Source organism: Microbacterium songi (assembly GCF_042747925.1).
In the GTDB taxonomy this organism is placed as follows: Bacteria; Actinomycetota; Actinomycetes; order Actinomycetales; family Microbacteriaceae; genus Microbacterium.
Genome location: NZ_JBHZIE010000004.1, coordinates 304,516 through 319,753, shown reverse-complemented (window position 1 = coordinate 319,753; position 15,238 = coordinate 304,516). Strand labels below are relative to the sequence as shown.

11 protein-coding genes are annotated in these 15,238 nt (G+C 69.2%); 9 read left to right on the top strand and 2 right to left on the bottom strand.

Going from position 1 to position 15,238, the window contains the following annotated elements; all coding sequences use genetic code 11:
- The first annotated feature begins 64 nt into the window (after positions 1-64).
- The 5 genes from ACFM35_RS07965 to ACFM35_RS07945 all read left to right on the top strand — a co-directional run bounded on the left by ACFM35_RS07965 (position 65) and on the right by ACFM35_RS07945 (position 6,868).
- Positions 65-274 (top strand): heavy-metal-associated domain-containing protein, encoded by a 210-nt coding sequence (locus tag ACFM35_RS07965; protein ID WP_378840588.1) that lies wholly within the window; start codon positions 65-67, stop codon positions 272-274.
- On the top strand, positions 271-2,550 hold the full coding sequence (locus ACFM35_RS07960) for a heavy metal translocating P-type ATPase (RefSeq protein WP_378840585.1): 2,280 nt from the start codon (positions 271-273) through the stop codon (positions 2,548-2,550). The genes ACFM35_RS07965 and ACFM35_RS07960 overlap by 4 nt, the downstream gene beginning before the upstream one ends.
- A gap of 120 nt (positions 2,551-2,670) precedes the next feature.
- Entirely contained in the window at positions 2,671-3,330 is a 660-nt protein-coding gene (locus ACFM35_RS07955; RefSeq protein ID WP_378840584.1) for a hypothetical protein, read from the top strand.
- A gap of 235 nt (positions 3,331-3,565) precedes the next feature.
- Complete coding sequence (locus ACFM35_RS07950) at positions 3,566-5,734, top strand: DEAD/DEAH box helicase (protein WP_378840581.1); 2,169 nt, start codon at positions 3,566-3,568, stop codon at positions 5,732-5,734.
- Positions 5,735-5,839: 105 nt separating this feature from the next.
- Positions 5,840-6,868 (top strand): 6-phosphofructokinase, encoded by a 1,029-nt coding sequence (locus ACFM35_RS07945; protein WP_378840578.1) that lies wholly within the window; start codon positions 5,840-5,842, stop codon positions 6,866-6,868.
- A gap of 94 nt (positions 6,869-6,962) precedes the next feature.
- Here the strand turns inward: ACFM35_RS07945 and ACFM35_RS07940 are convergent, their stop codons facing one another.
- Both ACFM35_RS07940 and ACFM35_RS07935 read right to left on the bottom strand, forming a co-directional pair.
- Positions 6,963-9,089 carry a S9 family peptidase gene (locus tag ACFM35_RS07940; protein ID WP_378840575.1) on the bottom strand — a complete coding sequence of 709 codons (2,127 nt, stop codon included), beginning with the start codon at positions 9,087-9,089 and terminating at the stop codon, positions 6,963-6,965.
- Between the two features lie 96 nt (positions 9,090-9,185).
- Positions 9,186-10,778 (bottom strand): molybdopterin-dependent oxidoreductase, encoded by a 1,593-nt coding sequence (locus ACFM35_RS07935; protein ID WP_378840573.1) that lies wholly within the window; start codon positions 10,776-10,778, stop codon positions 9,186-9,188.
- Positions 10,779-11,025: 247 nt separating this feature from the next.
- On the opposite strand from ACFM35_RS07935, the gene ACFM35_RS07930 reads away from it, so the two are divergent.
- The 4 genes from ACFM35_RS07930 (at position 11,026) to ACFM35_RS07915 (ending at position 15,213) form a co-directional block, all read left to right on the top strand.
- Complete coding sequence (locus tag ACFM35_RS07930) at positions 11,026-12,288, top strand: inorganic phosphate transporter (protein WP_378840703.1); 1,263 nt, start codon at positions 11,026-11,028, stop codon at positions 12,286-12,288.
- Positions 12,288-12,614, top strand: a complete 327-nt coding sequence (locus ACFM35_RS07925) for a peptidase (protein ID WP_378840701.1) — start codon at positions 12,288-12,290, stop codon at positions 12,612-12,614. Before ACFM35_RS07930 ends, ACFM35_RS07925 begins: the two co-directional genes overlap by 1 nt.
- 67 nt (positions 12,615-12,681) lie before the next feature.
- Positions 12,682-13,587 carry a phosphodiesterase gene (locus ACFM35_RS07920; protein WP_378840571.1) on the top strand — a complete coding sequence of 302 codons (906 nt, stop codon included), beginning with the start codon at positions 12,682-12,684 and terminating at the stop codon, positions 13,585-13,587.
- A 147-nt stretch (positions 13,588-13,734) separates the two neighbouring features.
- On the top strand, positions 13,735-15,213 hold the full coding sequence (locus tag ACFM35_RS07915) for an aspartate ammonia-lyase (RefSeq protein ID WP_378840568.1): 1,479 nt from the start codon (positions 13,735-13,737) through the stop codon (positions 15,211-15,213).
- The last annotated feature ends 25 nt before the right edge of the window (positions 15,214-15,238 follow it).

The window sequence follows — 15,238 nt, the reverse complement described above, 5'->3', positions numbered from 1 at the left end:
GGAATACCCCGGGGGGGTATGGTGGTTCCACTGCAGGACAATACGCAGGAGAGGTCGGATCACCATGAGCACCGAGGTCTACCAGGTCGAAGGCATGACGTGCGCGCACTGCGCCGCGGCCGTGACACGTGAAGTGCAGAGCATCGACGGCGTAGAGGATGTCGCGGTCGACGTCGACCGGGGAACCGTCGCGATCGTGGCCGACGTCCATGACGACGACGTCATCGCGGCCGCGGTGGACGAGGCGGGCTACCGACTCGTCGGACGCCGGTGAGCACTCCCGTCACCCCCGTCTCGGGCCGGCGCGAGGCGGTCCTGGAGATCGAGGGGATGACCTGTGCGAGCTGCGTGGCACGCGTCGAGAAGCGGCTGCAGGCGGTGGGCGGCGTCACGGCCGCCGTCAATCTCGCCACGGAATCGGCGAAGGTGTCCTACCCCGCGCAAGTCGAGACCTCGCGGCTGATCGCGGCCGTCCGCGAAGCCGGGTACGACGCGACGTTGCGCGCGCCGCGCCGGGGGCGTGCGGTCTCGGCCGCTGTCGACGTCGGACACCCTGATGCTGCCGAGCATGCTGTCGGTGATCACGACCACTCCCATGAGGATGCCCCCGGGGGGACGCCGCTGCGCACCCGTGTGCTCGTGAGCGCTCTGCTCGCGCTTCCCGTCGTCGCGTGGGGGATGGTGCCCGCGTGGCAGTTCCCCGGGTGGCAGTGGGCGTCGTTCGCCCTCGCGACACCCGTGGTGCTCTGGGGAGGCTGGCCGTTCCACCGTGCCACGATCGCCAACGCGCGCCACGGCGCGATGACGATGGACACCCTGATCACCCTCGGAACGATGGCGGCTTACCTGTGGAGTGCTTGGGCCCTGTTCTTCGGGTCAGCGGGCGAGATCGGCATGGTGCACGACGTCGCTCTGTTCGGCCGTTCGCACGACGCCACCGCGCTCGTCTACTTCGAGGTGGCCGCTGCCGTCACGGTCTTCCTCCTGGTGGGGCGGCTCATCGAGCAGCGCTCGAAGAGACGCGCGGGCAGCGCTCTGCGGGCGCTGCTGCAGTTGGGCGCCCACGACGTCGAGCTCGAGAACGGCGTGCGCATCCCGATCGACGATCTGCAGGTCGGCGACCTGTTCGTCGTGCGTCCGGGGGAGAAGATCGCCGCCGACGGCACGGTGCAGGGCGGCCGCGCCGCGGTCGATCAGAGCATGCTCACCGGTGAGTCGGTGCCCGTGGACGTCGCGCCCGGGTCGACCGTCACCGGGGGCACGATCGCCGTCGACGGTCGCCTCGTCGTCCGGGCGGGCGCGGTGGGTGCCGACACGAGGCTCGCGCACATGGCGCAGCTCGTCGAGGACGCCCAGTCCGGCAAGAGCCGCGTGCAGCGCGCGGCGGACCGCATCTCGGCCGTGTTCGTGCCGATCGTCATCGCCCTCGCTGTGCTCACCTTCCTCGCCTGGGTGCTGGCCGGCCAGCCCGTGTCGGCCGGCTTCGTCGCCGCGGTCGCGGTGCTGATCATCGCCTGTCCGTGCGCGCTCGGTCTGGCGACGCCCATCGCCGTCCTCGTCGGAACCGGCCGGGGGGCGGAGATCGGCATCCTGGTCACCGGACCGGAGGCGCTGGAGTCGGCCGATCGGGTCGACACCGTCGTGCTCGACAAGACGGGCACGGTGACGACGGGGCGGATGACGGTGGCGTCGGTGACGACGGACGACGGACTCGACGCCGCGGGGGCGCTCGTCCTCGCGGCATCCGTCGAAGCCGCCTCTCAGCACCCCGTCGCCCGCGCGATCGTCCAGGGCGCGGCGCGCGTCGACGCGGTCGAGGATTTCGCCGACCACGCGGGGCGGGGCGTGACGGGTCTGGTCGCCGGTCGGCGCGTGTTCGTCGGCCGGCCGTCGTTCGCGGTCGAGCAGGGCGCGGCGGTGAGCGACGTGCTCGCCGAGGCGGTCCGCCGCGGACAGGAGCGGTCGACGACCATCGTGCTCGGCTGGGACGGCGCGGTACGCGCGGTGATCGAGGTCGCCGATGCGGTGCGCGGCGACAGTCGCGAGGCGGTCGCGGCCCTCCGGCGGCAGGGGCTCGAGGTCATCCTGCTCACGGGCGACCACGAGGGCGTCGCGCGGGCGGTGGCCGCCGAGGTCGGCATCGGCACGGTGATCGCAGACGTCCTCCCCGAAGGCAAGGCCGCCGAGATCGAACGGCTGCGGGCGGAAGGTCGGCGTGTGGTGATGGTCGGCGACGGCGCGAACGACGCTGCCGCACTCGCGCTGTCCGACCTCGGCATCGCGATGGGCGGCGGCACCGACGCCGCGATGCACGCGAGCGACATCACCCTGGTGCGCTCCGAGCTGTCGGCCGCGGTGGACGCCATCCGCCTGAGCCGCCGGACGATGGGCGTCATCCGGGGCAATCTGTTCTGGGCGTTCGCCTACAACGTCGCAGCGCTTCCGCTGGCGGCCCTCGGCCTGCTCAACCCGATGATCGCAGGTGCGGCCATGGCGTTCTCGAGCGTGTTCGTGGTTCTCAACAGCCTCCGGCTGCGCAGCTTCCGCTGACGCGCCGTGGCGGCCGGGTACGGTCGCCGCGGCGCGCGCCGCCCGCGGGCGCGGCCGCAGCGTCGGTAGTCTCGACGAGCGCCTGAACGGCACCCGGCCGACTTCGCACGGAGGAATCACATGCCCGCGCACATCCGCCACCACGTCCGTGCCCTCACCCTCGCAGCGGCGGGTGCGACGCTGATGCTCGCCCTCGTCGGCTGTCAGCCCGAGCCGTCGCCCACAAATGCCGCGTCCTCCACGCCGTCGACGAGTTCGAGCACCGCCGCGCCGGCTTCGCCGAGCCCGTCCGCATCGACATCGCCGACCTCCACGGCGGCCGCGGAAGACATCGCACTCCCGGCCTCGTGCGACCAGCTCTACTCGTCGGCGATGCGCGCGACCCTCGACGCGACCATTCCGCCGCTCGGCGACCCGGGCGTGACGATGTACTCGACGCAGACGGTGGAAGCCCTCGAGGTGCTGGACTCGGGCGTCCCGACGATCCGCTGCACGTGGGGCGTGCCGTCCGAGACCGGCCTGTCGACCAACGTCTCGATCATCGACGGGGATCAGGCCGCGGCCATCCAGTCGGCGCTGCAGAACTCGGGCTTCAGCTGCGCGCCCGGGGCCGGGGGCACGCTGTGCACCTTCGAGGAGCGATCGATCACGCAGGACGACACCGAGACCGTCCGTACCGAGACCCAGTTCTTCCGCGGCAACGCGTGGGTGACCACGGTGAGCCTGAATGCGGCGGTCCCCGGGTACACCGAAGACATCGTGACGAGCCTCTGGGGATGACCTTCGCGCTCGGCGACGCGATTGCGCCGTTCCGCTGTGGCGCGCCGACCATGCTCTAGACTGCTCGTGGGGAATCATCGTCGACACCGCACCTCGCTGAAGCGAGTTCATGCGGATCGCATCGAGAACACCTGATCCGCGTTCGACCGGTCTACCGGCCACCCCGGATCACGCAGACCGAACCGGTCCCGACCGGTCATCGCCGGAGCATCCGGCATTCACGCTCAGGAGAAGCATGCCGACCACGGCAACCGCCAGCCAGAAGTCTCAGAACTCCGGTAACAGGCGCAGGAAGCCTTCGTCATCGCGGCGCGACGACGAAGCGCCCATCATTCCGATTCTCGCCCGCAAGGTGCGCGAAGTCGAGGCGAAAGCCCAGCACGGCAAGCTCGGTCCGACCAATCGGGTCAAGTTCCAGGTGATCGCCTTCCTCGTGCGCGAGGAACGCGCACGAGTCAAGGCCGACACCACGCTGCCCGACGGTGCGCGCCCCGAGCTGCTCAAGCGCCTCGACGGGGTGGCCACGATCCTCGCCAAGACCGCCGCGCGCGACACGTCGCTCATCCAGCTGCTGGAGGCCGACCAGGCGGCGTCGCCCGTCGCCCGTCGCATGCGGCGTGACTGGCTGCTCGAGTCGGGCGCCGATCTTCCCGACGACGAGCTCATCATCACGGATGTCGCGCCCGCGAGCGCGCCCGTCGTGCCGCCCGCCCTCGCCCAGAGGCAGGTCATCCCGCCGCAGGTCGACGCGCGTCGCGAGTCCAACCCGTTCCTGCCGCCCGACCTCTCGATGCGCGTCGCCCGGGAGACACCACGCCGACGTCTCGACGGGTGGGAACTGATGGGTCCGCTCTACAAGGCGTTCGAGACGGGCGCCGGGGGATCGGCAGCCTCGATGGAGCTTCCCGAGGTGCCGGAATTCGACCGCCTGTCGCCCCGGGGGCTCGAAGTCATGCCCCATCAGTCACGGTTCCTCGAGGCCGTGCGCGCGGGGCACCGCTCCTTCCTGCTCGCCGATGAGCCCGGCCTCGGCAAGACCGCCGAGTCCGCGCTCGCGGCATCCGTCGCCGACGCCTACCCCCTCCTCGCCGTCGTCCCGAACGTCGTGAAGATGAACTGGGTGCGCGAGGTCGAGCGCTGGACGCCCCATCGTCGCGCAACCGTCATCCAGGGGGACGGCGAGCAGATCGATGCGTTCGCCGACGTCTTCATCGTCAACTACGAGGTGCTCGACCGGCACCTCGCCTGGCTGAGTTCGATCGGACTGAAGGGGATGGTCGTCGACGAGGCCCACTTCATCAAGAACCTGTCATCCCAGCGCTCGCAGAACGTGCTCGCGCTCGGTGCCCGCATCCGCGAGCAGGTCCGCGATCCGCTCATGCTCGCACTCACGGGAACGCCCCTGATCAACGACGTCGAGGACTTCGACGCGATCTGGCGCTTCCTCGGGTGGACCAACGGCGAGAAGCCGGGGCCCGAGCTCATGGAGAAGCTCGACGCGACCGGTCTCACCCCCGCCGACAAGGCGTTCTACCCCGAGGCCCGCGACGCGGTCATCTCGATGGGCATCGTCCGTCGGAAGAAGAAGGACGTCGCTGCCGACCTGCCCGACAAGCTCATCGCCGACCTGCCCGTCGAGCTGGACGACGAGTTCGGCCGCTCCATTCGTCAGGCCGAGCGCGAGCTCGGAGAGCGGCTCGCCGCCCGCTACCGCCGCATCGTCGAGGCGCGCGGCGATCGTGGGCTGCTGCCCGGCGAAGTGGACGACGACATCGTCCGTCTCGTCGCGCACAACGAGCTCGAGGAGTCCAAAGCCGCCGGAACCGGTTCGGAGAACGTCTTCACGATGGTCCGCAAGATCGGTCAGGCCAAGGCGCTGCTGGCGGCGGACTATGCCGTGCAGCTGCAGCGGTCGGTCGGCAAGGTCGTGTTCTTCGCGAAGCACATCGACGTGATGGATGCGGCGGAGAAGCACTTCGCCGGCGCCGGGCTGCGCACGATCTCGGTGCGCGGCGACCAGACCAATACGGTGCGCCAGAACGCGATCGATGCCTTCAACAACGACCCGGGTGTCGGGATCGCGGTCTGCTCGCTGACCGCCGCCGGTGTCGGGCTGAACATGCAGGCGGCATCGAACGTCGTGCTGGCCGAGCTGTCGTGGACCGCGGCCGAGCAGACGCAGGCCATCGACCGCGTGCACCGCATCGGGCAGGACGAGCCGGTCACCGCCTGGCGGATCATCGCCGCGCACACGATCGACACGAAGATCGCCGAGCTGATCGACTCCAAGCAGGGTCTGGCGGCGCGCGCGCTCGACGGTGAGGCGGTGGATCCTCAGTCCAGCGACTCCGTGCAGTTGTCGGCCCTGATGCATCTCGTGCGGCAGGCGCTCGGCGCCGCGTAGGAGGGGCTCGCCCGGGTCGGGCGTTGTGGCAGGGGCGAGGCATCCGGCGCTAATGTCGGGTGAGGCAGCGTGGCCGACCCGACCCCCAGCAGCAAGGATCACACCATGAAGATCGGCATCCTCACGAGCGGTGGCGACTGCCCCGGACTCAACGCTGTCATCCGCGGCGCCGTGCTCAAGGGCACCACCGCGCACGACGTCGAGTTCGTCGGTATCCGGGATGGGTGGCGCGGCGTCGTGGACGGCGACTTCTTCCCCCTCACCCGGCACGAAGTGAAGGGGCTCTCGAAAGTGGGCGGCACCATCCTCGGCACGAGCCGCACGAACCCGTACGACGGAGTTCGCGGCGGGGCCGAGAACATCGCGAAGACGCTGTACGGCCACCGGATCGACGGGATCATCGCCATCGGAGGCGAGGGCACGCTCGCTGCAGCCGACCGGCTGTCGAAGGACGGCATCAACGTGATGGGCGTCCCGAAGACGATCGACAACGACCTGAGGGCCACCGACTACTCGTTCGGATTCGACACCGCGGTCAACATCGCCACGGAGGCCATGGACCGCCTCCGCACGACGGGGGATTCCCACCAGCGCTGCATGGTGGCCGAGGTCATGGGGCGACACGTCGGCTGGATCGCCCTGCACGCAGGCATGGCGGCCGGTGCGCACTCGATTCTCATCCCCGAGGTGCCGATGTCGATCGACGAGGTCTGCGCGCACGTCGAGCGAGCCCATGACCGCGGTCGCGCGCCGCTCATCGTGGTCAGCGAGGGGTTCAAGCTCAAGGACATGGACGAGGCCTTCAGCGTGAAGGGCATGGACGCGTTCAACCGCCCGCGACTGGGTGGTATCAGCGAGATCCTCGCCCCCGAGATCGAGCGCATCACCGGCATCGAGACCCGCGCGACGGTGCTGGGCCACATCCAGCGCGGCGGCTCGCCGTCGGGCTTCGACCGTGTGCTGGCGACGCGCCTGGGGATGGCTGCCGTCGACGCCGTGATAGACGATGCGTGGGGTCAGATGGTGTCGCTCAAGGGCACCGACATCGTGCGCGTCTCGTTCGCCGAGGCGCTCGGTGAGCTCAACACGGTTCCGCTGTACCGCTACGAAGAGGCCGCCGCGCTCTTCGGCTGACACCCGACCGGTCGGTCACTTCCGCTGCGGATCAGGACATTCCGCGGACTGACGAAGAAGAGCGGATGCCGCGGCCGCGGCATCCGCTCCCCGCTCAGTCCGCCAGCCCGAGGGTGTCGAGCAGCCAGGCGAGCTCGAAGGCCCGCTCCTTCCAGGAGTTGTAGCGCCCGGAGACCCCGCCGTGGCCCGCGACCATCTCGCACTTCAACAGCGCGTCGGCCCCGACCTCGCGGAGGCGGGCGACCCACTTCGCCGGTTCGACGTACAGCACCCGGGTGTCGTTCAGCGAGGTCACCGCGAGGATCTTCGGATAGTCGACGTCCGCGCGCACATTCTCGTACGGGGTGTAGGACTTCATGTACGCGTACACCTCGGCGTCGTGCAGCGGATCTCCCCACTCGTCCCATTCGATGACGGTGAGCGGCAGGTCCTCGTCGAGGATCGACGTGAGCGCGTCGACGAACGGGACCTCGGCCAGGATGCCCGCGAACAGCTCGGGCGCGAGGTTGGCCACGGCGCCCATCAGCAGCCCGCCGGCCGATCCGCCCTCGGCGACGAGGCGTTCGGGAGTCGTGTAGCCCTCGGCGATGAGATGCCGGGCGCTGTCGACGAAGTCGGTGAACGTGTTGCGCTTGTGGAGCAGCTTGCCGTCCTCGTACCACTGGCGGCCCATCTCGCCACCGCCCCGCACGTGCGCGACGGCGAAGATGACTCCACGATCGAGTTCCGACAAACGCGCGATCGAGAACGCCGGGTCGATCGAGTGCTCGTACGAACCGTACCCGTAGAGATGAAGTGGTCGAGGCGCGTCGCCGGCCGGGCCGAATGACCGCTTCCAGACGAGCGACAGGGGCACTTCGGTTCCGTCGGCGGCCGTCGCCCAGACGCGTGCCTGCGCGTAGTGCTCCGGGTCGTATCCGCCGAGCACGGGCTGGCGCTTGCGCAACAACAGCTCTCGCGTCGCGATGTCGTAGTCGTAGACCGTCGACGGCGTCACGAACGAGCCGTAGCCGACCCTGAGCAGCGGCGGCGCCCACTCGCGGTTGCCGCCGAAGCCGGCGGCGTACAGCGGTTCACCGAACTGCAGGTCGTCGACGGCACCCGTCTGGTAGTCGAGCAGGCCGATGCGCGACAGGCCTTCGCGGCGGTACTCGACCGTGGCGAAGTCGCGGAAGCAGTCGACCTCGATCAGTCGGGTGCCGCCGGTGTGGGGCAGGAGCACCGCGCGCTCCCCCTGAGGGTCGGATGCCGCGACCCGCACGAGCTCGAAGTCCAGGGCGCCGTCGTTGTGGAGGATGAGCAGAACGTCCTCCCCGTCGAGGACGGCGTGATCCACGGAGTACTCGACCCCTTCCTTGCGCGGCCAGACGACCTGCGGAGTGGCGCTCAGATCGTCGGCAGGCACGAGCCAGTCCTCGGACGTGATGGATGATCCCATCCCGATCACGAGGTACTTGTCGCTGCGGGTGAAGCCCGCACCCAGCCAGAACCGCTCATCGGGCTCGTGGAACAGCTGCACGTCGGCGGCGGCGTCCGTGCCCACGATGTGATTCCACACGGTGTCGGGTCGCCACTTGTCGTCGACCGTGGAGTAGATGATCGATGCACCGTCGGGGGAGAACTGCGCGCCGGATGATGTCTCGACGATGACGTCGGGCAGGGGCGCTCCGGTGTCGAGGTCGCGCACGCGAACGGTGTAGCGCTCGTCGCCGCTGGTGTCGACGCCGAAGAGCATGAGCCGCCCGTCATCGGAGACGTCGAACGCCCCGAGGGAGAAGAAGTCCGTGCCCTCCGCCTCCAGGTTGCTGTCGAGCAGGACCTGCTCACCGGGGACGGGGACGTCCGGCGAGAGCTCCGGGGGAGTCCAGTCGTCGGGCGCCGCGATCGGGGCGCGGCATTGGATGCCGTACTGCTGCCCCTCGACGGTGCGACCGTAATACCACCAGTCGCCCCGACGGGACGGCACAGAGAGGTCGGTCTCGAGCGTGCGGTCCTTGATCTCGCGGAAGATGCTCTCGCGCAGCCCTGAGAGGTGTGCGGTGCGCTGCTCGGTGTAGGCGTTCTCCGCCTCGAGATGCGAGATGACGTCGGTGTCGTCCTTCTCGCGGAGCCACTCGTACGCGTCTTCGACGTCATCGCCGTGGTGCGAGCGCGTGAACGGCTCTCGGCGGGTGGTGGGGGGGACGAGGGATGCCGCGACCTGCGGCTCTGTGTCGGTCACCACTCCACGCTAGTCGAGGCCCGTCGGCCGCGGCCCGGAGCTCGCCCCCGACCCGATCGGCGAGCGCCGATCACGACTCGAGACGCTGCCCGCCGGCTACCTGACGGTGACGAGGGTGCGCTGCCACCCCGATGAGCCGTTGGGCGCGATCGCCGCACGCTCCTCGATCTGCAGCTGGCCCGCTTTGTCGGTCGCACGCACCGCGATGTAGTGCGTTCCCGGCGACGCATCCCAGTCGACGAACCACTGCACCCACGTATCGGCGTTGATCGGGGTCGACAGCGTGGCGCCCTGCCAATCGGCGTCGTCGATCGAGACCTCCACCTTCGCGATGCCGACCGTCTGCGCCCACGCCATTCCGGCGATCTTGACGGGGCCCGCCGTGACGGGCGCGTCCGTGCGGGGGGTGTCGATGCGCGAGGACATCTTGATCGGCGCTTCGGCGCTGTACCCGCGGGGCGTCCAATACGCCTCATCGGCGGCGAAGGTGGTGACCTTGAGCTCGGTGAGCCACTTCGTGGCCGAGACGTACCCGTAGAGGCCGGGCACCACCATGCGGACGGGGAATCCGTGCTCGAGGGGCAGCGGCTCGCCGTTCATCGCGACCGCGATGATCGCGTCGCGATCGTCGTCGGTGAGCGCGTCCAGGGGCGTGCTGGCGGTGTAGCCGTCGACACTTGTGGACAGGACCATGTCGGCACCCGACTGCACGCCCGCCTTCTTCAGCAGGTCGCGCACGGGGATGCCCTGCCAGACGGCGTTGCCGAGGAGCGGTCCGCCGACCTCGTTCGAGACGCACGTCAGGGTGATGGCGAACTCGTCGGTCCCCATCGCGAGGAGGTCGTCGAAGGACAGCTCGATCCGCTCGTCGACCATTCCGTCGATCACGAGACGCCAGGTCGAGGGATCGATCGAGGGCACGGTGAGCGCCGTGTCGACGCGGTAGAAGTCCTTGTTGTCGGTGATCAGCGACGACAGGCCGGGAATGTCGAGCTCAGCGCCGGCCGGAATGGTCACGGTCGACTTCGGCGCCGGGAGACGGAGAGCCTCTCGGACCGAGGCGATGGACGATGTCGTGGCCGAGACCACGCGCGCCCCCACACCGACGACGACGGAGGCGGCCGCGGTGATGCCGGCCAGGGAGAGGAACGACCGTCGACTCGGGTGCGTCGTGCGGGCATCGGGGTTGTCCGCGGATGCGGTGGCGGAGGACGGAGCCCGGCCGGCCGGCGCGTCGGCGCGCCAGGCGCGCAGCCGACGCACCAGCAGGACGATCATCACGACACCCGCGACGAGTCCGGCGAGCGAAGGGAGGATCGACAGGACGCCGGCGCCCGCCCGTGTGAACGCGGCGGCGCCTGACAGCACACCGGCGACGCCCAGCGCGATGGCGCCGAGCGGAGGGCGCACGTACTGCAGGACGCCCGCGATGGCCGCGGCCACGACGACGGCGAGTCCGAGACCGGCGAGCAACGCGATCTTGTCGTATTCACCGAACGTCGAGATGGCGAACTCTTTCAAGGGCTGGGGGACGATGTCGATGACGAACGATCCAACGGCCAGGAGCGGGCTCGCCTGGGAGGCCACGAGGAGGGCGACCAGTTCGGCTGCGGCGAGGAACGCCGCTGCCGAGATGACACCTGCCACCGCCGCCAGAAAGATGAAGAGGGCTGATCGCCTCGTGGACATGGGGTGCAGCCTCTCGGTCGGTTCGCGGTGCTGAGACCTATTCGCCGCCCGTGCGCGATCGGATTGTCCGCGCCGCGCCGCGCCGCGCTGAGATCGACCGGGTCGGGCGTCGCGTTGGACGCGACCGGCCGCGGGGTCACCGGGTGCACACCTCCCGAGTCCCGCTCTCGCGAGGAGTGTGGAAGGATTCTCCTGTCCCGGGTGACGGGACTGTGAACTCCAGGTGAACACTTCGTTCGCCAAGCCGATGTGCTCGGCACCATCCCTTTCTCTCAGACATCGAAAGCGACCGGTGGACTCCACAGTTCTGATCATCGTGCTGGTCATCGCACTGGCGCTGTTCTTCGACTTCACCAACGGGTTCCACGACACGGCGAACGCCATGGCGACGCCCATCGCCACGGGCGCGCTGAAGCCGCGGGTCGCGGTGCTTCTCGCGGCGTCCCTCAATCTTGTGGGTGCGTTCCTCTCCACCGAGGTGTCCCAGACCATCTCGCACGGGATCATCCGTGAGGATCAGATCTCCGCGACGGTATTCCCCGCTCTCATCTTCGCCGGCCTGATCGGGGCGATCACCTGGAACATGCTGACGTGGCTGCTCGGTCTGCCGTCCAGCTCGTCGCATGCCCTCTTCGGCGGTCTGATCGGCGCGACCGTCGTCGGCGTCGGGGTCATGGCCATCGACTTCGGCACCGTCATGAGCAAAGTGATCCTGCCTGCGCTGATCGCCCCGTTCACCGCAGGGGTGATCGCGTTCCTCGTGACGAGGATGGCGTACGCCCTGACGCGCCGATACGACTCGAAGCCCGACGGTCGCGACGGGTTCCGGTGGGGTCAGATCTTCACGTCCTCGCTCGTGGCGCTGGCACACGGCACGAACGACGCGCAGAAGACGATGGGCGTCATCACGCTCGCTCTGATCACGGTCGGCTGGCAGAACTCCGCCGACGCCGATCCGCAGCTGTGGGTCATCCTCGCCTGCGCCTTCACGATCGCGCTGGGCACGTATACGGGCGGATGGCGGATCATCCGCACCCTCGGGAAGGGCCTGACCGACGTCAAACCCGCGCAGGGATTCTCGGCCGAGACGTCGACCGCTGCGACGATCCTCGCCTCGAGCGCGCTCGGATTCGCCCTCTCGACCACCCAGGTCGCGTCGGGCTCGGTGATCGGATCGGGCCTCGGTCGCCGCGGTTCGACCGTGCGGTGGAAGACCGTCGGTCGTATCGCCGTCGGATGGCTGCTGACGCTCCCGGCCTCGGGAGCGGTGGGCGCCGTCGCAGCACTCATCGTCGTGTGGGGTGGTACCTGGGGCATCCTGATCGACGCAGTCCTGGCCGTCGCCGTCATCCTGTTCCTGTTCCGACGTTCCCGCCGCGACAAGGTCGACGCGAGCAATGCCATGAGCGAGGTCGCCGACTCCGGACGGGCGATCAAGGTCACGCGCAACCCCCCGCCGACCCGCCGGCAGCGCGCCCGCGAACGATCAGGCACGAAGGGGACGCGGTGATGGTGATCGACTGGTGGGCTTTCGTGCAGGTGTTCGCGGCCGCGCTCGTGGGCTCGGTGCTCGTCGTCGGGTTCTATTCGCTCGGGCTGCGGCTGCTGGTGCTCGCCGGCCGCGTCCCTGTCGTCGCCCCGGCCGAATTCACCGACGCGATCACCGTGATCTCGCCCACTCACGCGCAGCGCGCGGCGAAACGTGCGGCGAAAGCCGCGCGGAAGAACCCGCTCACCGAGCGTCAGAAGCGACTCGCCCTGCTCGGGGCGTGGGGATGCTTCGCCCTCTGCGCGCTCGCGGTGCTGTCGGGGCTGCTGCTGATCGTGTGGGGCTGACGTCCGACCGCACGACGGCGGGGCCGGTCGTCCGGCCGAGGTCGGAGGGCATGTCTAGGCTGATCCCATGGATGAGCCATCCGTTCTTTTCGGTCAGCACCCGCCGGCGCGGCGGACGATCGTCCACCTCAGCGACACGCATCTGATGGGGGGCAATCGGCCGCTCGGCGAGCGCTACGACACCGCCGGCAATCTCGCCCGTGCGCTCGCCGCCGTCGAGCGCAGCGGTGTGCGCCCCGACGCCATCGTCTTCACGGGCGATCTCACCGATCTCGGCGAGCCGGAGGCATACCGCGCGCTGCGCGCTCAGGTCGAGCCGTTCGCCGCACGTCTGGGAGCCCCCGTCGTGTGGGTCGCCGGCAATCACGACGAACGGCCCGAGCTCCGGCGCGAGCTCCTCGACGCCGAACCCACGGACGACCCCATCGTCGGCGTCTGGGATCTCGGCGGCCTGCGCCTCATCGCCCTCGATTCCACCGTGCCCGGCTGGCATCACGGCGATCTCGACGCCGAGCAGCTGGAGTGGCTGCGCTCCGAACTCGCCGAGCCTGCACCCCTGGGGACCCTCCTGGCGCTCCATCACCCGCCGCTCCCCAGCCACCTGCCCTTCTTCGACATCCTGGAGCTGCGCGATCAGGGACGCTTCGCCGATGTCGTCGCGGGCACCGACGTGCGCGGCATCCTGGCGGGCCATCTGCACTACTCGACGAGTGGAACGTTCGCGGGCGTGCCCGTGAGCGTGGCCGCCGCCACGTGCTACACGATGAACCTCCAACGGCCGGCCGCGGAGGTGAACGGCATGGATGCCGGACAGTCGTTCCACCTCGTGCACGTGTACGACGACACAATCACCCACGCTGTCGTACCGGTGATCGACGCACCCACCGCGGAGTTCTTCACGCCCGAATGGACCGAGCGGATGTCTCGGCTCACTCCGGAGGAGCGCCTGGAGGCCTTCTCGCGCAAGCGGTGACCGCCGCCTCCTGCATCCGGCGCGCGGAGGACTTCGAGCACAGCAGTCCACGCGAAGGTGTACGCCGCGTACAGCGGGCGTCGCAGGGGTGGGCGGTTAGGCTCGACGCATCCCCTGCACGACGACGTGACCCACAAGGACGATCGAATGGCTGTGACCACCATGACCGGCACCCGCACGGAGACCGATTCGCTCGGCTCCCTCGAGATCCCCGCGGACGCGTACTGGGGGATCCACACCGCACGGGCGCTCGAGAACTTCCCGATCGCGAAGCGGCCGATCTCGGTGTACCCCGACCTGATCATCGCGCTCGCCATGGTCAAGCAGGCCTCCGCTCGCGCCAACGCCGAGATCGGCGTGCTCGACCAGGAGAAGGCCGATCTCATCGAGCGGGCGGCGCAGCTCGTCATCGACGGAGAGCACCATGACCAGTTCGTGGTCGGTGTCATCCAGGGTGGTGCGGGCACGTCGACGAACATGAACGCGAACGAGGTCATCACCAACATCGCGCTCGAACTGGCCGGGCGCCAGAAGGGCGACTACGCCTTCCTGTCGCCGATCGACCACACCAACCGCAGCCAGTCCACGAACGACGTCTACCCGACCGCGGTCAAGGTCGGGCTCTCGCTCACCCTTCGCGGGCTTCTCGAAGAGCTCGCGCTCCTGCGCCAGGCGTTCCTCGACAAGGCGGTCGAGTTCCACGACGTGCTCAAAGTCGGCCGCACCCAGCTCCAGGACGCCGTGCCGATGACGCTCGGTCAGGAATTCCATGGGTTCGCCACGACACTCGGTGAGGACTACAGCCGTCTCACCGAGAATGCCTATCTGATGTTCGAGATCAACATGGGGGCCACGGCCATCGGAACCGGGATCACCACCCACCCCGGTTACGGCAAGTCGGTGCTGAGACACCTCCGTGAGATCACCGGCCTCGACCTCGAGACGTCGCTCGACCTGGTCGAGTCCACCAGCGACACCGGCTCGTTCATGTCGTTCTCGGCGTCGCTCAAGCGCAATGCCATCAAGCTCTCCAAGATCTGCAACGACCTCCGGCTGCTCTCCAGCGGCCCGCAGGCGGGGTTCGGAGAGATCAACCTCCCCGCGCGCCAGGCGGGCTCGAGCATCATGCCCGGCAAGGTCAACCCCGTCATCCCGGAGGTCGTCAATCAGGTCGCCTTCTCGGTGGTCGGCGCCGACATGACCGTGACGATGGCGGTCGAGGGCGGCCAGCTGCAGCTCAACGCTTTCGAGCCCGTGATCGCGCACTCCATCTTCCAGTCGCTCACCTGGATGCGGCAGGCGATGTGGACGCTGCGCGTGAACTGCGTGGTGGGCATCACGGCCAACCGGGAGCGCTTGGGCGCGATGGTGGGGGCGTCCGTCGGCGTGGTCACCGCCCTGACCCCGTTCATCGGATACGCAGCGGCGGCGGCGCTCGCCAAGACCGCTCTGCTCACCGGCCACAACGTCGCCGATCTGGTGGTCGAGGGCGGGCTGATGTCGCGCGACGAGGTCACCAAGCAGCTCTCGCCCGCCCGGCTCTCGGGACTCGAGGCCATCACTGCGGCGATCCCGATCGTGCAGCCGGCGGAGAACGTCGTCTCGGATCCGCCGAGCGGGCGCTGAGCGATCACGGCCGGTCCTCCGCCGT